Raw genomic sequence first — 22,750 nt, 5'->3', positions numbered from 1 at the left:
AGGTAACAAACCTCAACCGCACAAACACTCTCCCTGGGTCTGGCGGCTCCCGCAGGAAAACGCCGAACCCAAAGAGAGTGTTCAAGTGGCCTAGGAAATTGTTACTTCCGAATCAGGGCGCCGGCTTGCTTCTCGAACTGTTGAATGAGGCGCTGCATGACGCCATCAATAGCTTGGTCGGTGAGGGTTTGGGTGGGGTCCTGGAGCAGGAAGCTGACGGAGTACGACTTCTTATCGGCGCCTAAGTTTTCGCCCTCATATATGTCGAATACGTTCAGGCTTTGTAGGAGCTTCTTCTCGGTGCGGCGAGCAATCTGCTGGAGCTGATCGAAGGTGACAGTCTTATCGACTACCAGCGACAAGTCGCGGCGCACTTCCGGAAACTTGGGCAGCTCGCGGCCTACCAGCGTGTTCTTGTACTTGCGCATCAGCCAATCCCAGTCCAGCTCGGCGTACCACACCGGCTGCGACACATCGAGGCGCTTAAGCACCGCGTTGGATACGGCGCCCAGTTGGGCTACCGGCTGATTCTGGGCCAGCAGCGTGAGGCCGCCCGCCAGGTACGGGTGCTGCACCGGCTGCGACGTGGGGCTTGGGAAGCCCAGCGAGGCCAGTACTTGCTGCACAGCCCCGGCCAGCTGGTGGTAGGTAGCCTTCTCCGACTTCTGCTGCCAGGTTTCGGCGTAGGAGTTGCCGGTGATGTAGATGACGAGCTTGTTGTTTTCCTGATAAGCACCATCGGCGAGACGGTGGTAGGTTTTGCCGAACTCGTAGAGCTTCAGGTCGCGCTGGCGGCGGTTCACGTTGTAGCGGATTACCTCTAGGCCACTATGCAGCATAGTGGGGCGCATCACGTTCAGGTCGGCGCTGTTGAAGTTCAGCAGCGGCACCAGCGTTTCGTCCGTTTCGCCTTCCTTCTGGAAATAGAGCGAGTTGGTGATGGAGTTGGTGATGATTTCGGAGAAGCCCTGCCCGCTCAGCAGGCGCGCGGTGTTCTGGCGGATGATTTCCGGATCAGGGTTCGGGAACTTGGCCAGGAAAGAGGCCGAGTTGTGGGGACGTAAGGCCACATGGTTGTAGCCGTAGATGCGCAGAATTTCCTCAATTACGTCGGCCTCGCGGGTCACGTCAACCTTGTGCGGCGGCACCGACAGAATCCACTCGGCGTGACCGGCTTCATCCGTCAGCTCTTCCGCAATCAGAATATCGAGGTCAGTCAGAATCTGACGGATGCGCTCTGGCGCAATGAACTGGCCTACGAGCTTCTCTACGCGGGGCAGACGCAGGCGCACCGGCATGTGCCCAATGTGGGTGGGGTACACATCTACCACGGGGGCGGCCACAGTGGCGCCGGCCACTTCCTGCAACAGCAGCGCGGCCCGCTTCAGGGCTACCGGCACCATATGCGGGTCAGTACCGCGCTCAAAACGGAAAGAAGCGTCCGTCTTAAGCTGGTGCACTTGCCCGCTCTTGCGCACAGCGGCAGGCTGGAAGTAAGCGCTTTCCAGGAAAATGCGCGTGGTTTGGTCGGACACGCCGGAAGTTTTGCCGCCGAACACGCCAGCCAGCGCCATAGGCGCGCCATTAGCATCGGCAATAACCAAGTCCTCAGGCTTCAGGGTGCGCTCCAGGCCATCCAGCGTCGTGAACTTCTCGCCAGCTTCGGCCCGCTTCACCCGGATTTTCCCGCCGGTAATTTGATCGGCGTCGAAGGCGTGCAGGGGCTGGCCTAGCTCGTGCAGCACGAAGTTGGTTACGTCCACCACGTTGTTGATGGGCGAGAGGCCAATGCTGCGCAGGCGGCGCTGCAGCCACTCCGGCGAGGGGCCTACGTGCACGTTCTCCAGCAGCAAGCCGGCGTAGCGCGGGCTGGCCTCGGCATCCTCAATTTCTACGCTGATGTTCTGCGCCGCCTCAGCGGGTGCGTGGAACTGGCTGATGTCGGGCAGGTGGCAGGGCTGGCGCAACAGGGCGCGCAGCTCTCGGGCTACGCCGTAGTGCGAGGCCGCATCGGCGCGGTTGGGCGTCAGGCCTATTTCGAATACCGAATCAGAGCCCAGGCCGAAGTACTCAGCGGCGGGGGTGCCGTTGGGCAGCTCGGTATCCAGCTCCATAATGCCGGCGTGCGAGGTACCTAGGCCTATTTCGTCCTCGGCGCAGATCATGCCTTCGGAAGCCGCCCCCCGAATTTTCGACTTCTTGATTTTGAAGGGCTGCCCTTCGGTGGGGTGCAGCTCGGCTCCTTCCAGGGCCACTACTACTTTGAGGCCGGCGCGCACGTTGGCAGCACCGCACACAATCTGGCGGGGTACGGCGTCGCCTACATCTACCGTGGTCAGGCTGAGCTTATCGGCGTCGGGGTGCTTTTCGCAGGTGAGCACGGTTCCCAGCACCAGGCCGCGGAGGCCACCGGGCACGCTCTCCAGCTCCTCAATCCCTTCTACTTCCAGCCCGGAGCCAGTTAGCAGCTTGCCGATTTCCTCGGCGGGTTTGTCGGTGGGGATAAGCGTACGGAGCCAGTCAAGGGATATTTTCATGATGGAGTTACCAGTTGTCGGTTGCCGGTTGCCAGTTTCCGGGCGCGGCAAAGGTACGGATTTGGGTTGGCGGCCTCAACTGTGGCCGAGGCTCTATGAACAGTAAGCAAAAAGGACGTCATGCTGAGCGCAGTCGAAACAACTCTACCTCTGGTTAACTCCAGTTGAGAGGACAAAGCGGTAGAAAGGCTTCGACTGCGCTCAGCATGACGGGCTGATGACCAGAACATGCTCAACTGATGCTACTGCTCTCTCGCTCGTAATTGTAGTTCTTACTTGTGCTCCTCGCCTTCCGCGTGGGTAGAGTGGTCATGAAACTCCTGCTCGCCGGCCTTTATCTCGATGGGCAGCCGGTTATCGGTGGGCGGCACGGGGCAGGCGTAGCTGTTGTTGTAGGCACAATACGGGTTGTAGGCCTCATTAAAGTCGAGCACGATGTCGGTGGCACCGTTTTCGGGCAGGGCCGCGTCGAGGTATCGGCCGCCGCCATAGGTGGTGAAGCCGTTGGTGCGGTCAGTAAAGGGAATAAATAGCGTCGAATCCTTGCCGTCGGCCTTCAGGAACATGGTGAGCTTATATTCCTGCTTGTCTAGAATAAACGAGGCGCGCCCCCAGCGTAGGTATTTCTCTTCCTTACCGTCTGTGAGGGCCATTGGCACCGTGTCGCGCTGGGAAAAGGCTTCTAACTGCGCCTCAAAACGATAGTTTTTATTAGGCGCGAAGTAACGCAGGCTATCAAAAGCCTGGCGCTGCTCAGAACTCAGCGGTGAGCCTTGCACGCGGCGGTAGCCATCGTCCTTTTCCTTACGAGCCTTGCGCAGACGGGCCGCGTATTGGTCATCATTAAAAACCAGGTCCTTGAAAAAGTAGCCGAAGACAATCAGCAGCCCGATGCCGATGAGAAGTTTAGGATTAATGCGCATGAGCGCAAAGGTACGGCAGCACTTCGGCTTCGCGTAGGCCACGGGGCAGATAGCCAGGACGCCTTGTCGGCTGGCATTACCACACTAACGGTCATGCTGAGCTTGCCGAAGCATCTCTACCTCTAACTAATAAAGGTGGCCTAGGCCTCTGCAACGAAGCGGTAGAGATGCTTCGGCTCCGCTCAGCATGACCGTTAGTGTAGCAACATCAGCACGCGAGATGTCCCAACAAGCCTGGCATGACGGCCGTTTGGTTTTAATTCATGTAACCTACAGCATCCCTTCATCAGCGAAGCTGAAGTACCCTTGGTCGGTGTAGATTAAGTGGTCGAGCACGGGCAGGTCCAGGAATTGGCCGGCTTCTTTGAGCTTTCGGGTGAGGGCAATATCGGCGGCGGAGGGGTTGCGGTTGCCGCTGGGGTGGTTGTGCACCAGTATGATAGACGAAGCCAGTTGCTCCAGGGCCTCTTTGAAAATCATTTTCGGGTCGGCCACGGTGCCGGCTACTCCTCCCCTGCTGATGCTCACGCTGCGCATTACCACGTTGGCGCGGTTGAGCAGAATCACCCAGAACTCCTCGTGGGGTAAGTCCTGCAGGTGAGGCCGGATGAGCTGGTGAATATCCCGGGAGCTGGTAATAGTGACGCGGGCCGCGGCGTCGGCCTCTTTGCGGCGGCGGCCCAGCTCCAGGGCCGCTACAATGGTAATGGCCTTAGCCTCGCCGATGCCTTTTTGGCGCATCAGCTCTTTAATGGAGAAGCGCGCCAGCGTATTCAGGTCGTTATTGGCGGCATTTAATACCAGTTTAGCCACATCTACCGCCGAGAGCTTGGCGGTGCCGGAGCCGAGCAGGATGGCCATAAGTTCGGCATCGGAGAGGGCGGCGCGCCCCTTTTGCATGAGCTTCTCGCGGGGGCGGTCTTCTTCGGCCCAGCTCTTAATACCGAATGCAGCAGGAGTCTCGTAACAGACCGGAGCAGCCGACTCGGCGGGGGTATCAGGTAGATTTTCGGTCAGATTGTCAAACTCTTGCATAAGGCACTCTTGTTGTAGTGACCGGAAAATAAAGCAAAAACCCGACTCCCGCGTCTGCGTTCATACGCCCGGCCGTCTGAACCAACGGCTGCTTCTGGAGTTTCTACCCTCACTATGTCTCGTTCTCTTTCTGGTATTTTCTTCTTGCTACTGATTGTAGTGGCGGAAGTATATGGCCTGCAGGCCGTTCGTACGGCGCTTCAGAGCGCCACCCCGCTGGCCCGCCGCAGCGCCAGCATCTTTTACTGGCTGCTCACCCTCACTATTTGGGGCCTGGGCATTTGGGCCATCATGAATCGTACCCAGCACGCTTCGTTCCGCTCTTACTTCGGGGGCGTACTGCTGGCCCTCATTGCCGCCAAAATTGTGATTATGCTGCCATTGCTGCTGGAAGACGCGGTGCGTGTAGTGCGCTGGGCCGCTCAGGCCCTGGGCAACAGGCCTAGCGGTGCTTCGGGCAACCCGGCCATTACCCGCAGTGAGTTCATCAGCCGCTTAGCCTTGGTGCTGGGTGCAATTCCCTTTGTGGCCCTGATTTGGGGTATGGTGAAGGGCGGCACCGACTACACCGTGAAGCGCGTAACGCTGCGCTTCCCCAACCTGCCGGCTTCGTTTGACGGTTTTAAAGTGCTGCAGATTTCCGACCTACACACGGGCTCATTCCAGTCAAAAGAGCCGCTGCAGCGCGCTGTGGCCATGATCAATAAGCAAAACGCCGACTTGGTGTTTATGACGGGTGACTTGGTGAACAACTACGCCCACGAGGTAGAAGAGCACATCGAGACGCTGGCCGGCATCAAGTCTGAGCTGCCTATTTACTCTATCCTCGGCAACCACGACTACGCCGATTACATCAACTGGGCCGACCAGGGTGGCCTAGCTGCGAAGCAGGCTAACCTGGAACGCCTAATGCGTAACCATGCTCAAATTGGCTGGAAGCTGATGCTTGACGAAAGCCACCACATTGAGCGCAACGGCGAGAAAATAGCCATTATTGGGGTGCAGAACTGGGGTGCCCGCATGGGCTTCCCGAAGTACGGCAACCTAGCTAAAGCGCACGCCCAGTCAGATGCGCCATTTAAGATTTTGCTCTCCCACGACCCTTCCCACTGGGATGGCGAAGTGCACCAGTACCAGGACATCGATTTGACCCTTTCGGGTCACACTCACGGCATGCAGTTTGGCGTAAACCTGCCCTTCCTGAAGTGGAGCCCGGTGCAGTATGCATATCGGCAGTGGGCCGGGCTGTATAAGCGCGGTAAGCAGTACCTGTACGTGAATGCTGGTTTGGGCTTCATTGGGTACCCAGGCCGGGTGGGCTTCCTGCCCGAGATTACCGTGTTTGAGTTGCGCCGCGCCTAGGCCACTTCAGCAAATATACTATTGGCTTTGCTTCCCATAGAAGGCCTCTCTTCACCAGAAGGGAGGCCTTTCTCTTTGTACTTACTCGTGACCAGAGCAACCACAGCAGAACAGTAGGCGTATATGCGGCATTGCTAATTCTCTCCCTTTTCATTCCTCTCTCCTAACTCTCTCATTCCCATGAAAAAGACCTTGATTTTGCTTTCGTGCGCCGCTGGCCTCACGATGGCTTCCTGCTCACAGAACAAGACGGAAGACACGGCTGCCACTACCTCCGCAGATGGCACCATGACCACCACTACGACGACGACCACCACGTCGTACTCGGAGGATGCCATCCAGCGCCGCGCCGACCGTATGGCAGCCGACATGGCCGCTAAAATGAAGCTCGACGATGCCACCCGCACCAAAATCCGGACGGTGTACGTGACGCGTGGCCAGCGCATTGGTGAGCTGCAGCAGAAATACGCCTCAGATACCACCGGCATGGCCGCCGCTATGCGCGACGTATACACCTCTTCCGATGCAGACATGAAATCGGTATTCACTGACCCCACGCAGTACTCAGCCTACCAGGCCAGCCGCATGGAGTACATGGATGACCGTTATATGGACGATGATATGTCGGCCTCTACTTCTAATATGGACTCCTCTTCCATGAGCAACTCCAGCATGAGCAGCGGCACCGAATCGGGCATGGCCAGCGGCAGCGGCGAGGGCAAGCTGAAAGTGAAAAGCGACGGCGACATCAAGCTGAAAGACGCAGAAGGCAACAAGGCTAAAGTTGACGCCGACGACGCCACTATGAAAATGAAGCCCGCTGATGGTGGCAAAACCGTTATCAAATAATTATCAGGCCAGGCCACTTCGTGACCTAGCCACATTTTAAAAGCCCGCACCTGCAACGGTGCGGGCTTTTTTTATCTCCCTTATCTACTGATCTGTCGGCCGAACCTGGCTTATCGTAGGTTTAAGTGAATTTTACCAGCTAGTCTGCGTTAGTTTGTGCATTGATGTTATTTGGACTTACCCCTAGTATGTTTCGCCGCTGGCTATTGCTGTTTCTTCTTGTGCTGACGGGGGCCGGTGCCGCTACTGCCCAGATCCGGGTGACGGGCAACATCTCCGACGCCAGCACGCGTAAGCCGGTGCCAGGAGCCTCCGTTGTTATTCAGCGCAACCGCCAGGGCGTAGTTGCCAATTTTGATGGTGACTTCAGCATTTCGGCGGCCAACACCGACACACTTATTTTCCGGGCTGTGGGGTTTAAGGCCCAGCGCCTGCCGCTGGGCGGCACGGGCCTTTCCCAACTGATTGTGCAAATCAAGCTGCAGCAGGATACCGTGCAGCTCGGTGAAGTGCGCGTAACCGAGGGCCGCCCCGACCGCGCCGCCATCAATAAAGCTCTGCGCAACATCCGGCGGCCCAGCACTGCTCCTACCAGTGCCGTGAAGCGCCCACCAGCGCCCAAGCCATTGTTCCCCGTAGATTCTACGGCGCCTAAAGCCCCTACTCCTACCATAGGTAGCCCCATAAGCCTGATCTATGAGCAGTTCTCGCGCGAAGGCAAGCAGCGCCAGAAAATGATAGAGCTGCAGGCCCAAGAAGCTGCCGAAAAGGCCCGCCAGGCCCGCCAGAAGTACAACAAGAACTTCAAGGACAACCGCGGGTATGAGTAGGTGAAACAGTGAGTGAGTAACCAACTGATTTTGGCGTTCTAGCACCTCAAGGCAGTACCGCATGGGCCGCCTAGGTCACTTGCACATCAAACTCCCTACATCACGTAGTCACTAAATCACCCGTTCTTACGTACAGCCGATATATGAAAATCGGCTATCCTTGCGTAAACGAGTCTTTAGACTGCACTTCTACCAGCACCTTTCGGCTGGCTTCTTATACTGATGAGCGTCTGGAGCTCACGGTGCGTAACAACCTGAATTGCCTGCTGCGCATTCTGGAGTTCAATGTAGCTCAGGGTATGCTCTTCTTTCGCATCGGCTCGGGCGTGGTGCCTTTTGGCTCGCACCCAGTCAATACCTTTCCCTGGCAAACCCACTTTGCGGCGGAGTTTCGGGCGGTGGGCGACTATATCAAAGCCCACAACATGCGCGTGTCGTTTCACCCCGATCAGTTCGTGGTGCTGAACTCGCCCGACGCGGGCATTGTGGAGCGTAGCATTGCCGAGTTGGTGTATCAGGGCTCGATGCTTGACCTGATGGGCCTCGATAGCACGCATAAGCTCCAGATTCATGTGGGGGGCTTGTACGGCGACCGGGAGCTGGCAATTTCGCGCTTTATTGCCACCTACCACCGCCTGCCAGCGGCCGTGACGGCTCGCCTGGTTATTGAAAACGACGACCGGCTGTTTAGTTTGCAGGACTGCTTGCGGGTACACGAGGCAGTAGGTATTCCTATTCTGTTCGACAATTTTCATCATGAGTGCCTGAACCACGGTGAGTCCATGTCGGAAGCCTTGCGACTGGCGGCTGGCACGTGGCACCCCGAGCGCGACGGCACCATGATGATGGACTATAGCTCCCAGGCCCCCGGCGAGCGGAAAGGCAAACACACAACCTCCCTGGTGGAGGAGCTGTTCCGGGAGTTTCTTACGCATTTGCAGAGCGTAGACCCCGATATTATGCTGGAGATAAAGGACAAAGAAATCAGTGCCCGGCGCGCCGTTGCTATCCTGCACGAGTTGGGCCTGGCCTCTCCCACTCCACAATCACTACCGATCTAACTCCACTTCTTTCTACCGAATTTTCGACTTCCCTCATGGCGAAATCTTCCAATACCCCCGATACCAAACAGCTCGATGATACCCTCCGCGCTTTACAGGGTGGCCTAACCAGTATTCCGCTCAGCACCGCCGATACCACCATTGATCAGTGGCAGGAGGTGCTCCAGCAAAGCGGTATTCCGGCCCTGCAAGACATTGACCGAGAGCTAGGCAACCTGCAAAGCATGCTCAGTGTAGGCGGCAAGGGCCTCGATGGTAAAGCCATTGGCCGCTCCCTGAGCATGCTTGGCACTCAAACTACCCAGGTAGCTGCTACCGCTCAAGGCGACGTGCGCTCCTCCCTCACGGCCCTGGCCGATTTCCTGCTGAAAGCCGGCGGCGACCTGGAACAGGACGCGTAAATCATCAGTATTTACAGCCAAACGCCTCCTGATGAACTTCATCGGGAGGCGTTTGGCTGTATAGGCCCTTGAGGCCTGTGCAGGGAATAGCGTTGTTGCGCGAAACAGCACAGCAGGGAGTTACCAGCAGGAAATTTCACCCAGGCAACCCCTGGGCAAGAGCCCCCAGAAGTATTGTTTCTGACTACTACACCGTAAGCAACTGAATTGTTGTGAGTAGACGTAGGCTATAGATTGCGGGGCCGTTACTCTATCCTTGGGCATCTATACGTGTGCCTTTCTTACTTTAACCCGCTGTATTTGCATCCGCGTTGCTTATGAATAGCTTGACTAAGATTGAAGACCTGGGCAAACCGCGGGTGGTTATTGTAGGCGGTGGCTTTGGAGGGCTGGAGCTGGCTCAGGAGCTGCGGCACGCCCCCGTGCAGGTGGTACTCATTGACCGGCAGAACTACCACGCGTTTCAGCCCCTGCTGTATCAGGTGGCCACCGCAGGCCTGGCGGCCGACAGCATTGTGTCGCCGTTTCGGAAAATTCTGGATGAGCAGGAGAACTTCTACTTCCGTTTGGCGGAGGTACAATCCGTAAACACGGAGCAGCAACTACTGGAAACCTCCATTGGCCTGCTGCGCTACGATTACCTGGTGCTGGCCACCGGCGCCACCAGCAACTTCTTCGGCGACGCGCAGATGCAGCAGCACGCCATCACGCTCAAGAGCGTGCCCGACGCCATTGAGCTGCGTAATACCGTGCTGGCTAATTTTGAGCAGGCCCTGCAGCTCGGCGACATAGAGCAAATTAACAGTCTGCTTGACTTTGTGATTGTGGGCGGCGGCCCTACCGGGGTTGAAATTGCGGGCGCCCTAAGCGAGCTACGTACCCACGTATTTCCGCGCGATTACCGGGAGCTGGATTTCAAGGAGATGGATATCCACCTGATTCAGAGTGGGCCAGACTTGCTGAAGGGCATGTCAAAAGAGGCCTCTCAAAAGTCGCTGGAGTACCTGCAGGAATTTGGGGTGCAAGTGTGGCTGAACCGGCGAGTAAAGTCCTATGATGGCTACACGGTTACACTGAATACCGGCGAAACACTCGTTACCCGCACTCTTATCTGGGCAGCGGGCGTCACGGGCAACCCCATCAGTGGCCTACGTCCTGAAAGCTTGCTTCCCGGCAACCGCTACCAGGTAAATGAGTACAACCAGGTAGCTGGCTATGAGAACATTTTCGCCATCGGCGACATTGCCGCCATGCGCAGCGAGGCTTACCCCGAAGGGCACCCCATGGTAGCTCAGCCCGCACTGCAGCAGGGCAAGCTGCTGGCCCATAACCTCACGCAACAACTAGCAGGCCGCCCCCGGCAGCCCTTCCACTACCATGATAAGGGCAGCATGGCCACCATCGGCCGCAACCACGCCGTAGCTGATATAAAACTCTTTGGCCGCGAGTACCACTTGAGTGGCCTGCTGGCCTGGATAGCTTGGAGCATTGTGCACGTGCTATCATTGGTAAGCTTTCGCAACCGCCTGGCCGTTTTCCTGAGTTGGAGCTGGAGCTATTTTAGCTACGATAAGGGCCTGCGCTCTATGATAGGCGGCAGCAAAATACGAAAGCCCCTAGAGCAGCCGCACGAAGAGAAAGCAGTTACATAGGCTACTCGAAAGAAATCTCGCGAATCGCCGAAAAACAGCCGGGCGCTTTGTCAGCATGGTTCACAGTTTTACCTAAAGCTTAATACATTGATGCACTGGCACTGCTATTCTAACGCAGTTAACGCTCAAAAAACGATAGAATCTTTCTTGTTTGTGCTACTACTAATTTGCTATAGCGCTTTTCCACGAAAGTATGGAGCAAATAAGCAGCTAATAGCATTCCTATTACTAAGCCTATGAGGAGTGCCCATCGGTTTACTTTGACATAAAGTTGCTGAGAAATGATCCAGCCAATATTGCCATGTAGTAGATATAATGGGTACGTCAATGCCCCCAACGAAGCTAACCAACGCTGCTGAAGGGCTATTTTCCGATGACTGACCAAATACATAACAAGGAAAAGAAGCGAGATAATGCCTGCTATAATCGGCTGCGAAAAAGGCTGCTTAAACAGCATTTCATATATTTCCGCTTCAGCCCGGCCACTACGTAAGGCCAGTAGAAAAGACAGGCCTAGTAACGAGTATAATTTCCAGGTGGCTTGCAAACGGTGCTGCAACATATATAGTATCATACCAGCGGCGAAGAATGGGCTAAACTCTGGAAACAGCAAGTGAGCGAAATAGCTATTAGCTGGTAACGGCCCCACCAATGCCGTGTAGCCTAGCCACAGCATTAATACCACGTCAAGGTGCTTCATTAAGCGGAACCCAATGAACACCGCAATCAGGAAATAAAACCCTATTTCTACACGAAGAGTCCAGTAAGCTGTGTCTAGTACTTGCTGCCCAAAAAATTCCTGCAACATGGTCATGTTGTAGAGGTAGATTTTGACAGTAGCAGCGTATTCGGGCTGCCAGTGCACACTGCCCATCTTGGGTCCCCAGATTATTGTTACTAAGAAGGTAATAGTGCAGGCCACCCAGTACGCGGGATATAACCTTGCTACCCGGGAAACGAAAAAGTCACGTACGCTTTTGTCGTACGCCGACATAAGCACGACGTATCCACTGATTAAGAAAAATAATTCTACTCCTAAGTAGCCGTACTTGGCCAGCGGTAATTCGGGATACTGGACAGGGCTCAAGGGACCCAATGCCCACCCCCGGTAAGCATAATGGTAAAACATGACAGCAAATGCCGCAACGAAGCGCAGTAAGTCAATCTCGTAAAACCGGACGGGCAGAGCAGAGGGCTTGTATTCCATTCAATGCAATTAATTCAGCAAATGCAAAGGTAGCGCGACTATATGGGTCTAACACTTTCTTCATCTAGCGCAATCACAAAGTAAATCAGGGGCTGTATCCTAAAACAAAAACCCGCTCTGCATAATGCGGAGCGGGTTTTCAGTGGAGCTGCAGGGATTCGAACCCTGGTCCAGACAAGGAAGCCGTCGAGCTTTCTACGTGTGTATCTATGCTTGAATTTTCGAGACATTCCAGGCGCACATCAGGCCCTTGGTTTGTCCTTATCTGCTTTAGTTTCGCCGAAGGGTCGCAGCGCCCCCAGGACTATCCTACTACTTACGACGCCCCGAACTCACCCGTGAGAAGGAAGACGGGTGCGGGACGATGACAGTGCTTAGTACCTAGACTAGGCAGCCATGGCGTAGCTATACTCGCCGGTTGTTGTTTGGATGAATTTTTAGCGGGAGATTTATCCAACTCCCGACACGCTTACTCGCGACCTGCACAAGCTGTCAATTCCGGTCAGCCCCAATTTAGAAAGAACGAGACCCGCCACAAATGGCGGGGTGCGAATGTACGCACATCAGGGAGAAAACGTTGCTTAGGCCCAAAAATGTTCCCGCTAGGCCACCCTCGTTAACGGATAATAACCACCCTGAAGTGGCCTAGAAACGGGGGTGTACTGCAAGCAACTGGAATGGCACTCTGAGCGAAATCTAGAAATCTCGCGCACTGACGCTTAGCTAGCATAGCAACCTCAGTACGCAAGACGCCTGATAAGCTTGCCATAACGAGCTGTAGTTGATCATCGGTTACTTCATAGCCGCACTTTTAGGCTGAAAGCCAGGTTGCCCGGTTTGCCAGAGGCCAAAAGCCAGCAGATCGGCCATAGTTTCAAACTGCTTTTGCTTGGAGTCGCCGATGCCGTGGCCGGCTTCGTAGTCGGTGAAGAACAGCACAGGCTTGCCTGAGGTGGTGCTGGCTTGCAGGCGGGCGGCAAACTTGGCGGGTTGCCAGGCAATTACCCGCGGGTCGTTCATACCGGCCGTTACGAGCGTGGCAGGGTACTTGGTGCCAGCCACTAAATGCTGGTAGGCATCCATTTCAAGTAACCCCTTGCACTCGTCTTCCTTCTGCACGGTGCCAAACTCGGGGGCGTTTACTGGGCCGTTAGGAGAATTTTCCATCCGTACAGCATTCAGGCAGCCTACTTCGGGCATGGCTACGGCAAACAAATCGGGGCGCTCCGTCATGGCGCGGCCGATGAGGATGCCGCCGGCGCTACCACCGTTAATGGCAATTTTGCCTAGGCCAGTGTACTGTTTCTGCACCAGATAATCGGCGCAGGCAATGAGGTCTTTCCAGGTGTTGGGTTTGGTAGTTTTCTGACCGGCTTTGTGCCAAGCTTCTCCTAGCTCGCCGCCGCCGCGCACATGAGCCACAGCAAGCACACCCCCTTGCTGGGTCCAGAGCAGGTAAGGTGGGTAGAAGAATGGACTGGTGGAGACGGAGTATGCCCCATAGCCTATCATGAGCGCGGGCGCCGAGCCGTTGCGCGGCGTTCCTTTCTTATACACCAACGACAATGGCACCATCACCCCATCGTGCGAGGGTACCATAAGCTCTTCCACGGTAAGGTCGGCAAATTCCGGGTATTGCGCCTCCGACGATAACGGCTCGGCTGTAAATTGCTTGGTAGCGGCTGAGTAGCGGTAGCGCGTGCGGTCGGTGGTCCAGCCTACGGCGCTAATCCATAAATCTGGTGATTGGGCATTCTTAACCTGCAAGCTGAGCGTGCCCACAGGTTGCGGTAGCTTGATTTCCTGCACCGTTTTGCTGCCTTTCGCCACAAAATACAGCTTGGCTTCTACCCCATTACGGGTGCGCACAAAGTACAATCCGTCTTTATTGGCCTTTAGCTCATCGGCGTTAATGGCCTCATCGGGGCTTTCAGGTACCAGCAACTCGGCGGTAGCTACGTCGGGTTTGGCTACCGGCATGCGCATGATCTTTTCGCGCGGGGTGTTTTTGGAGGTAGTAAAGTACATGTACTGCCCGTCCGTCACGAAGTTGGTAACCTCTTGCTCAGGCTTGAAGAGTGGCTGCCACGGAATATTGGGCTTGGTGAGAGCTGAGGCCGGTGCGTAGTAGCCATGCACGTACCGGTCGACGCTGCCCAGGAAGCCGTAGGCCAGTTTGGTGTCGCGGTCGACGCCAGCATAGGCATACTCAGCGGGCTTAATGCCCAGTTTGGGGTAAAGCTTGGCCGAGAAGATGGGCTGATCCTGGCTTTGAGGAGTACCCACGCGGTGCAGAAAGGCCTGCGTATTGAGGCGGGCAGCGGGGTCTTTTACATCGGCACTGTTAAGAGGCGTGTAGGTGAAGCTCTGGTTATCAGGGAGCCACTCACCGCTGCCCCAGGGTCGGGCTACCACCTCGGGGTAGAGCTTCTGGGTATTTACCTCCAGAATGCGCACCTCTCCTATTTCACTGCCCTTTTCACTCAAGGCAAACGCTACCTTGCTGCCATCATGGGCCGCCGAGAAAGTATTGATGGTGTACACCTTGCCCGGCTGAAAATTCTCCGGATCAAACAGCAGCTTCTCGGCTCCCTTGTAGCCGTCGCGGTAGTAGAGCTTGGGCTGTTGGTCTTCGGGGCGGGTTTTCAGGTAGAAATACCGGTCGTTATCAGCAATAGACACTTGGCGGCCTACCACAGAAGCTTTACGGCTATCAAACTCCTTCATTTTGTCGATGAGACCCTGCCGCCCCGGAATGGCGTCCAGGGTCTGGCGAGCATACACGGCCTGTGCCTTCATCCAGGTTTGCACGGCTGGGTCAGTGAGGTTCTCCAGATTACGATACGGGTCCGTCACTTTCACGCCAAAGTACGTGTCGGTGGCAGATACTGAAGGGGCCGCGGGCTGGGCTAACGCAGCTATTGTTACCAGGCTCAGCACCAGTAGGAAGTATAAAGACTTAAGCATAAGAGTAAAAGAGCTGGATGTGGATGGATAAAAGCAGAGCACTGCTCACAGGCCACTGGCTCAGGGCCGAACACCCTGCTCTGAGTAGGCAGCATTGGCTGAGTGCTGGTTTCCTGATTTGACTCGGCTGCAACCAAAGCTACGCGCTGCTATCTTCCAGAAAATGAGTAATATTACCTATACCCTATTGTTTCTGGATTGTCTCTGGCTGCCTCATCCGCTTTGCCATGTTTCGTCTCCGCACCACTGATTTTCTGCGTCTCAATCAGGCTATTGCTCTCGTCTATACTGAGCTTGAGCCAACAACATTGTTCGGCCGGCTTTCCGAAGCGGCGGCGCGGGCCACCCGGGCAGAAACGGCCCGCTTTAATGGAGATAATCCCGACGGGCTCATAGGCCACCTGGGAGCTTTCCCAGAAGCCAGGTTTCTGGCGCTGCCATCACCTAGCCTAGCGGCGCACTTACCGAACCACCCCTTATTTCCAACCATTATGGGGCAGAACTATGCCCAGCCCCTGCGCAGCACTACTGTGGCGCCGCTGAGCAGTTCTACAAGCACTGCCCTGCACAAAGAATTTTATCGGCCACTGGCTATTACGCATCAGTTAGTGGTGGGCCTACCGGTGATGCACTACGGCAAGATTATCTGCGCCGTGACTCGTTCTCACCGCGACTTCACAGCCACTGATAAGACTTTATTACAGCTCTTGGTACCCCACTTTCAGGCAGCCGTACGCCTAAGCCAAACGCTGCACGCACTACGACAGCAAGTGCCCCCAGTAGCCCCACCTGCTACGCCGGAGCTTACTCCGCGTGAATCAGTAATTCTAGGCCACTTGATGCGCGGCCTGCCCGACAAGGAAATCAGCCGGGTGTGCGGCATTAGCCCCCGGACGGTGCAGAACCATTTGCAGAACATTTACGCCAAGCTGGAGGTGGATAACCGCACGGCCGCCCTGTGCCGAGTATTGGGCATGGCCGGATAAGAAGCCGCGGGTCTGGCTTCCAAACCCCGGCTTTTCGGGGTATCTTTGTAGCCACGACTTATGGAGAATTTCGTTGTTTCGGCCCGGAAATACCGTCCCGCTACGTTTCGCAGCGTAGTTGGGCAGCAGCACGTTACCACCACGTTGCAGAACGCTATTGCTAGCCAGCATCTGGCGCAGGCATTTCTGTTTTGTGGTCCGCGCGGGGTGGGCAAAACCACCTGTGCGCGTATTCTGGCCAAGACCATCAACTGCGAGTTTGTAGAGGAGCATGTGCGGAAAGGTCGGCCGGTTTCAGAGCTGCTGCAGGTGCAGCCTGATATTGTACCGGAGGTGCTGCAACAGGCCCCAGACCCGGATAATACGCCCTTCGAGCTGGAGGCTTGCGGCAAATGCAGCTCCTGCCGGGCCTTCCAGGAAAACGCCTCGTTCAACGTGCACGAGCTGGATGCGGCTTCCAACAACTCCGTGGAGGACATCCGCAGTTTGGTGGAGCAGGTGCGCTACGCTCCGCAGCAGGGCCGCTTCAAGGTGTACATCATTGATGAGGTGCACATGCTCTCGAATGCGGCCTTCAACGCCTTCCTCAAAACGCTGGAAGAGCCGCCAAGCTACGCCATCTTCATTCTGGCCACCACTGAGCGGCACAAGATTATCCCCACCATCCTCTCGCGCTGCCAGATCTTCGACTTCAACCGGATTCGGGTAGATGACATTCGGGGGCACCTGCGCTACGTGGCTACCCAGGAACACATAAAAGCTGAGGACGACGCCCTGCACCTGCTGGCCCAAAAGGCCGACGGTGGCCTACGCGACGCCCTGAGCATGTTCGACCAGATGGTGACCTTCTCGGGGCATGATTTGCGCTATAAGGACGTAGTCCAGAACCTGCATATTCTGGATTATGAGTACTACTTCCGGCTGGTTGACGCGCTGCTGACGGAGAACCTGTCGCAGACTCTACTGCTGCTGGAAGAGGTAGTGCAGAATGGCTTCGACCTGCATAATTTTGTGGTGGGTGCTGCCGAGCATTTGCGTGGCCTGCTGGTGTGCAAAGACCCCGTGACGGTGCAGCTGCTGGAGGTGTCCGATAACATTCGGGCGCGCTATGTGCAGCAGGCCCAGGCCGCGCCGCTGGCCTTCCTGCTGTCGGCCCTGAATCTGGTAAGCCAGTGCGACCGGGAGTTTAAGCAGGCCAAAAACCAGCGCCTCCACGTGGAGCTGATGCTGATGAAACTGGCCTACCTGAACGGCGCCGTGCAATTCGCCCGCGACATGGGTGCCGGCCCCTCGGCCAACGCCCAACCCGCCTCAGCCAGCAACGGCGAGGCGAAAAAAAAAAGTAGCGTAGCGCCGGCGGCCGCTCCCGCCCCGGACGGCTTGCTGAGCACTAATGGCACCGCCGAAATGGCCGCGCCCTATGCCTCTGCGAACGGCAGCGGAACGGCCAGCCCGGCCACACCTGCCAGCCCAACGCCTGAACCCGCCAGGCCACTCGCCCACGCTCCCGCCGACCCCGAGCCCATTGTGCCCGTGGAAAGCGGCGTGGAAGAACTGCATAGCACGCCCAGTATTGAGAACGAAGCGGCTACTGCCCCTCCCACTACCCAAAAACTGCGCGATACGGTGCCCCACGTAGAAATTGGGCAGCCCAGCGTAGCTGGTCATGAGCCCGGCCAGACCCCGGTTACGGCCGCGCCCCTGCCGCCGCCCCGCCCCGGCCTGCCCACGGGAAAGCCCATAGGCCTAGGCAGCAAAATCCCGGGCCTCGGCAGTCTCAACGCCCTAAAAGCTCAGATGGAGCAGCAGGCCGCCGGCAAGGCTGCCTTGGTTGACACCGAGCCAACTGGCCCCACAACTGGCCTGGCCCCTATCAATGATGAGGTGTTACAACGGGTGTGGGCTGAGCTACTGGAGGAACGCAAGCAAAACAGCATGAGTGAATACAGCGTGCTCAACCGCCCGGTGCGCGCCAATGAGCAGCATGTTATCCTGCTTCGTGTGGACAATCCTGTGCAGGAAGACCAGTTCAATGAGTTTCGGGCGGGCTTCCTAGGTGAGCTGCGCCGCCGCACCGGTTACCCGCGTCTCAACGTGCAGGTAGAAATAAGCGAGCAGGTAGATACCGGCCGTAAGCTCTACACTTCCACCGATAAGCTGGAATACCTGATGGAGAAATATCCCATGCTCTCTGAGATGAAGCAGCGCTTGGGACTGGATGCCGATTTTTAGGCCAGTTTTAGCTTGAGCTTTCTGCCCTGCTCTATATGTAAAGGACTGCTTCCGCACAGAAGCAGTCCTTTTTGCTGGGAGTCAGAGTAACCTTACTAAGCCCTATTCTCATACGCAAAATTTCGCACTTAGAGGGCTAAGGCGCCCGGCCGCGCTTTTTATTCCAGGATGGGCCGCCTATCTTTGATTCCTTTATTCCTTGGCCCTGCTTGTTGTGTCCGCGTAGATTGTGAAAAAATCCTTCCTTCTTTTCCTCCCAGCCATCGCGGCGCTTAGCCTTACCCAGTGCCAGACCAGCAAGCCCGCAGTTACTACCACTTCCTCGGTTCCGGCCAGCCCAGCGGCCACTGCGCCAAAGGAATATACGTACCAGACCGTAGAAGGCGACCCGCTGAAAGCGCGCATTTACACCCTGGATAACGGCCTGACCGTTTACCTCTCTGACTACGACGATGCCCCTCGCATTCAGACCTATATGGCGGTGCGCGCGGGCTCGAAGAACGACCCACACAACGCCACTGGTCTGGCGCACTACCTGGAGCACATGGTGTTCAAAGGTACCTCTCGCCTGGGCACCCAGAACTGGGCTGCGGAGAAAGTAGAGCTCGACAAGATTGAAGCGCTTTACGAGCAGTACCGCGCCCAAACGGACCCAGCCAATCGCAAAAAGCTGTACCACCAGATTGACTCCGTGTCGAGTGTGGCGGCCAAGTACGCGGTGGCCAATGAGTACGACAAGGTGATGGGGGCCATTGGCGCTAAAGGCTCCAATGCCTACACCTCGGTGGAGCAGACGGTGTATCAGGAGGACATTCCGAGCAACCAAATTGAAAAGTGGGCCGCGATTCAGAGCGAGCGGCTGGGCGAGATGGTGCCGCGCCTGTTCCATACGGAGCTGGAGGCCGTGTACGAAGAGAAAAACCGGGGCCTCGACAGCGACTTCCGCAAGGAGCTGGAGATGCTCAACCGTAACCTCTACCAAAAGCACGAGTACGGTACGCAGACCACCATCGGGACGATTGAGCACCTGCAGAACCCGTCCATCACGGAAATCAAGAAGTACTTCGGGCAGTATTACGTGCCCAACAACGTAGCACTGTGCCTCTCCGGCGACCTGGATTACGACCAGACCATCCGCATCATTGACCAGTACTTTGGCAAGCTGCAAAGCAAGCCGGTACCGGCCTACACACCCGCCAAGGAAGCGCCCATCACCGCGCCCATTGTAAAGGAAGTAATTGGTCCCGATGCGGAGAACGTGATGCTGGGCTACCGCTTTCCCGGCGTGGCAACCCGCGACGCGCTGGTATTGCGCATGCTGGACAAGATCCTGACCAACGGCCAGGCCGGCCTCATCGACCTGAACCTAAATCAGAAGCAGGTGGTGCTAAGTGCCGCTTCCTTCACCGACATCAACAACGACTACTCCTCGCATATTTTGTACGCCACGCCGCGCCAGGGTCAAAAGCTGGAGCAAGTACGCGACCTGCTGCTAGGCCAGTTGGAGAAGGTGAAGAAGGGCGACTTCCCGGAGTGGCTGATTCCGGCCATCATCAACAACGAACAGCTGCAGCGCACCAAGAGCTACGAGAGCAATGAGGCCCGCGCCGGCGCGTTCGTAGAGGCCTTCGTGGCCCGCGAAGATTGGAAAGACTACCTGAAACAGTTCGACGATTTCGCGACCATCACGAAAGAGGAAGTGGTACGCGTAGCCAACCAATACTACGGCCCTAGCTACGTGGCCGTGTACAAGCGCACCGGCCAAGACCCCAACAAGGTGAAAGTGGTGAAGCCGGCCATTACGCCGGTACCCGTGAACCGCGAGGTGGCCTCCGACTTCTACAAGCAGGTTACCAGCATGACCTCGCCGGAGCTGCAGCCCGTGTTCCTTGATTACAAGAAGGATATTCAGGAAACCAAATTGGCCTCGGGCGTGCCGGTGTTCTACACCCGCAATGCCGAGAATAACCTGTTCAACCTGTATTACGTGCTCGATATGGGCACGAACAACGACCCGCGCCTGGGCCTGGCCGCCGACTACCTGCAGTACCTGGGTACCGGCAAGTACAGCGCCGAGCAGCTGCAGCAAGAGTTCTACAAGTTGGGTTGCTCGTTTGCTGTGAGCAGCGGGCAGGACCGAATTTTCGTGAGCCTGAGTGGCCTAGACAGCAACTTTGAGCCGGCTTTGCAGTTATTCGAGAGCCTGCTGAACGCACCCAAGCCCGACGCTGCCGCCCTACAGAACATGGTGGCCGGTGAATTGAAGTCGCGCCAGGATGCGAAGCTGAACAAGGGCGTGATTCTGAATCAGGCCATGCTGAACTACGCGAAGTATGGCTCGAAGAACCCCTTCACTAGCCGCCTTAGCGAGAAAGAGCTAAAGGCCCTGAAGCCCGAGCAACTGACTTCGCTCATCAAGCAGATTCCGACCTACCAGCACCGCGTGCTGTACTACGGACCACGTTGGGTTGTTGAGGCAAATGAGCTTCCTGTCAAGGAAAAAGACCCTATGACGGGTAAAGAAACTAACGTAGTTAAGCAGCCAATTACGTCTAGTGGCCCGAAACGGGGCTTAGTTTCTGTTCTTGATCAACTACATAAAACTCCCGCCACGCTCAAGCCAGTTCCGGCTAACAAGGACTTCGCGGAGCAACCCATGAACTCGCGCAAGGTTTATTGGGTGGATTACAACATGGTACAGGCGGAAATCCTGTTCCTGACCAAGGGTGATATCTACGATAAGAACATTGTACCGACGGTGAGCCTGTACAACGAGTACTTCGGGGGCAGCATGGGCAGCATTGTGTTCCAGGAGCTGCGCGAGTCGAAGGCCCTGGCCTACTCCGCATCTTCGCGCTACGCCAATGCCGACAAGCTGGGCCGCAGCAGCTACAACCTCAGCTACATTGGCACCCAGAGCGACAAGCTGCCCGAGGCCATGGCCGGCATGGAAGCCCTGTTGAACGATATGCCCGTGGCTGAGGCCAACCTGCAGATTGCCAAGAATGCCATCCGCAACAGCATTGCCACGGAGCGCATCACCAAGTCGGATGTGCTATTCAACTACGAGCGGGCCAAGCGCTTGGGCCTCGATTACGACGTGCGCCGCGACGTGTATGAGAAGACCCAGAACATGAGCTTCTCCGATCTGCAGAAGTTTCAGCAGGCGAAAGTGAAGGGCCAGAACCAGACCATCTTGGTTATTGGCTCTAAAGACCGTCTCAATTTCAAGGAACTGGCCAAGTATGGCCAAGTTGAACAACTCACGCTGAAAGAGATTTTCGGCTACTAATTACACTCCTAGGCCACCTCCTGGTTAGCTGAAGGTGGCCTAGGGTTTCTACATTCAATCAAAACCCACAACTCCTAAATAACTGTCAATTTACACCTGACAACTTTTTCCAATGGCAGAGAAAATCACCATCAAAAACGGCAAGCTGAACGTTCCTGACCAACCCATCATCCCCTTCATTGAGGGCGACGGCACGGGTCCGGACATTTGGGCAGCTTCCGTACGAGTATTTGACGCAGCAGTAGAGAAAGCATATGGCGGCTCGCGCCAGTTGATTTGGAAAGAGGTACTGGCTGGGGAGAAAGCCTTTAAGCAGACAGGTAACTGGTTGCCCAACGAAACCCTCGACGCTTTCCGTGAATACTTGGTGGGCATCAAAGGCCCCCTGACTACGCCCGTAGGTGGTGGTATCCGCTCACTGAACGTGGCTCTGCGCCAGGAGCTGGACTTGTACGCTTGCCTGCGCCCCGTACGGTGGTTTGAAGGCGTGCCTTCGCCCGTGAAGCGCCCCGAGCTGACCGACATGGTGATCTTCCGTGAGAACACTGAGGACATCTACGCCGGCATTGAGTACATGAACGGTACGCCGCAGGCCCAGAAAATGCTGGAATTCCTGCAGGACGAGATGGGCGTGAAGAAAATCCGCTTCCCCGAGTCGTCTTCGTTCGGCATTAAGCCCGTTTCGAAGGAAGGCACCGAGCGGTTGGTGCGCGCAGCTATTGAGTACGCCATTTCGCACAACAAGCCTTCGGTGACCATCGTGCACAAGGGCAACATTATGAAGTTCACCGAGGGTGCCTTCAAAACCTGGGGTTACGAGTTAGCGGAGCGTGAGTTCGGCGACAAAGTATACACCTGGAGCCAGTACGACAAAACCGCTGCTAAGCAAGGCCAGGAAGTAGCCGATGCGCAGCAGAAAGCAGCCCTGGAAAGCGGCAAGATCCTCATCAAGGACAGCATTGCCGACGCCTTCCTGCAGCAGATTCTGCTCCGCCCCGCTGAATACTCGGTAGTAGCCACCCTGAACCTGAACGGTGACTACATCTCCGACGCACTGGCCGCCATCGTGGGTGGTATCGGTATTGCGCCCGGTGCTAACATCAACTACGTAACCGGCCACGCCATCTTCGAAGCTACGCACGGCACCGCGCCTAAGTACGCTAACCTCGATAAGGTGAACCCCGGCTCGGTTATCCTCTCCGGTGCCATGATGTTCGAGCACATGGGCTGGCAGGAAGCCGCCGACCTGATCTACAAAGGCCTAGAGGCCGCCATCGCCTCGAAGCGCGTGACCTACGACTTCGAGCGTCTGATGGAAGGTGCTACCCTGCTGAAGTGCTCAGAGTTCGGCGACGAGATTATCGAGCGCATGTAGTAACTTGGCAATAGCTTTAATTCTCTAAAAAAGGGCCAGTT

15 protein-coding genes and 1 other RNA gene are annotated in these 22,750 nt (G+C 56.3%); 10 read left to right on the top strand and 6 right to left on the bottom strand.

From position 1 onward, the window contains the following. Nucleotides 1–101: 101 nt before the first annotated feature. The 3 genes from pheT to radC form a co-directional block, all read right to left on the bottom strand. Nucleotides 102–2,537, bottom strand: a complete 2,436-nt coding sequence (pheT, locus tag HMJ29_RS10720; protein WP_171591477.1) for a phenylalanine--tRNA ligase subunit beta — start codon at nt 2,535–2,537, stop codon at nt 102–104. Nucleotides 2,538–2,809: 272 nt separating this feature from the next. Next, nucleotides 2,810–3,460: a DUF1684 domain-containing protein gene (locus tag HMJ29_RS10715; protein ID WP_171591476.1), complete on the bottom strand. Its 651-nt coding sequence runs from the start codon at nt 3,458–3,460 to the stop codon at nt 2,810–2,812. Between the two features lie 270 nt (nt 3,461–3,730). Next, nucleotides 3,731–4,495: a RadC family protein gene (gene radC, locus HMJ29_RS10710; RefSeq protein WP_171591475.1), complete on the bottom strand. Its 765-nt coding sequence runs from the start codon at nt 4,493–4,495 to the stop codon at nt 3,731–3,733. 114 nt (nt 4,496–4,609) lie between these two features. Between radC and HMJ29_RS10705 the strand changes: the two genes are divergently transcribed. The 6 genes from HMJ29_RS10705 (at nt 4,610) to HMJ29_RS10680 (ending at nt 10,650) form a co-directional block, all read left to right on the top strand. Further along, complete coding sequence (locus tag HMJ29_RS10705) at nt 4,610–5,857, top strand: metallophosphoesterase (protein WP_171591474.1); 1,248 nt, start codon at nt 4,610–4,612, stop codon at nt 5,855–5,857. A 180-nt stretch (nt 5,858–6,037) separates the two neighbouring features. Further along, nucleotides 6,038–6,706 carry a hypothetical protein gene (locus HMJ29_RS10700; protein ID WP_171591473.1) on the top strand — a complete coding sequence of 223 codons (669 nt, stop codon included), beginning with the start codon at nt 6,038–6,040 and terminating at the stop codon, nt 6,704–6,706. Between the two features lie 188 nt (nt 6,707–6,894). Further along, complete coding sequence (locus tag HMJ29_RS10695) at nt 6,895–7,536, top strand: carboxypeptidase-like regulatory domain-containing protein (RefSeq protein ID WP_171591472.1); 642 nt, start codon at nt 6,895–6,897, stop codon at nt 7,534–7,536. Between the two features lie 143 nt (nt 7,537–7,679). Beyond that, nucleotides 7,680–8,597, top strand: coding sequence for a UV DNA damage repair endonuclease UvsE (gene uvsE / locus HMJ29_RS10690; RefSeq protein WP_171591471.1), 918 nt, complete (start codon nt 7,680–7,682; stop codon nt 8,595–8,597). 35 nt (nt 8,598–8,632) lie between these two features. Then, entirely contained in the window at nt 8,633–8,998 is a 366-nt protein-coding gene (locus HMJ29_RS10685; RefSeq protein ID WP_171591470.1) for a hypothetical protein, read from the top strand. A gap of 317 nt (nt 8,999–9,315) precedes the next feature. Further along, a complete protein-coding gene (locus tag HMJ29_RS10680) occupies nt 9,316–10,650 on the top strand; it encodes an NAD(P)/FAD-dependent oxidoreductase (RefSeq protein WP_171591469.1) in 1,335 nt (444 codons plus the stop codon). A 118-nt stretch (nt 10,651–10,768) separates the two neighbouring features. Here HMJ29_RS10680 and HMJ29_RS10675 read toward each other — a convergent pair whose 3' ends face one another. The 3 genes from HMJ29_RS10675 to HMJ29_RS10665 all read right to left on the bottom strand — a co-directional run bounded on the left by HMJ29_RS10675 (nt 10,769) and on the right by HMJ29_RS10665 (nt 14,824). Further along, nucleotides 10,769–11,857, bottom strand: coding sequence for an acyltransferase family protein (locus tag HMJ29_RS10675; RefSeq protein WP_171591468.1), 1,089 nt, complete (start codon nt 11,855–11,857; stop codon nt 10,769–10,771). Between the two features lie 140 nt (nt 11,858–11,997). Next, nucleotides 11,998–12,367: a transfer-messenger RNA gene (gene ssrA / locus HMJ29_RS10670) on the bottom strand. A gap of 282 nt (nt 12,368–12,649) precedes the next feature. Beyond that, on the bottom strand, nt 12,650–14,824 hold the full coding sequence (locus HMJ29_RS10665) for a prolyl oligopeptidase family serine peptidase (protein WP_171591467.1): 2,175 nt from the start codon (nt 14,822–14,824) through the stop codon (nt 12,650–12,652). A 227-nt stretch (nt 14,825–15,051) separates the two neighbouring features. Here HMJ29_RS10665 and HMJ29_RS10660 point away from each other — a divergent pair, with 227 nt between their 5' ends. The 4 genes from HMJ29_RS10660 (at nt 15,052) to icd (ending at nt 22,709) form a co-directional block, all read left to right on the top strand. Then, nucleotides 15,052–15,810: a helix-turn-helix transcriptional regulator gene (locus HMJ29_RS10660; RefSeq protein ID WP_171591466.1), complete on the top strand. Its 759-nt coding sequence runs from the start codon at nt 15,052–15,054 to the stop codon at nt 15,808–15,810. Nucleotides 15,811–15,870: 60 nt separating this feature from the next. Further along, nucleotides 15,871–18,042 carry a DNA polymerase III subunit gamma/tau gene (dnaX, locus tag HMJ29_RS10655; RefSeq protein WP_171591465.1) on the top strand — a complete coding sequence of 724 codons (2,172 nt, stop codon included), beginning with the start codon at nt 15,871–15,873 and terminating at the stop codon, nt 18,040–18,042. Between the two features lie 229 nt (nt 18,043–18,271). Then, nucleotides 18,272–21,334: a M16 family metallopeptidase gene (locus HMJ29_RS10650; protein WP_171591464.1), complete on the top strand. Its 3,063-nt coding sequence runs from the start codon at nt 18,272–18,274 to the stop codon at nt 21,332–21,334. A 112-nt stretch (nt 21,335–21,446) separates the two neighbouring features. Continuing rightward, on the top strand, nt 21,447–22,709 hold the full coding sequence (icd, locus tag HMJ29_RS10645; RefSeq protein ID WP_171591463.1) for an NADP-dependent isocitrate dehydrogenase: 1,263 nt from the start codon (nt 21,447–21,449) through the stop codon (nt 22,707–22,709). The last annotated feature ends 41 nt before the right edge of the window (nt 22,710–22,750 follow it).

The organism is Hymenobacter taeanensis, assembly GCF_013137895.1.
GTDB lineage: Bacteria > Bacteroidota > Bacteroidia > Cytophagales > Hymenobacteraceae > Hymenobacter > Hymenobacter taeanensis.
Note: the sequence above shows the minus strand (reverse complement) of the source record. Positions and strands in the feature narration are given on the sequence as shown.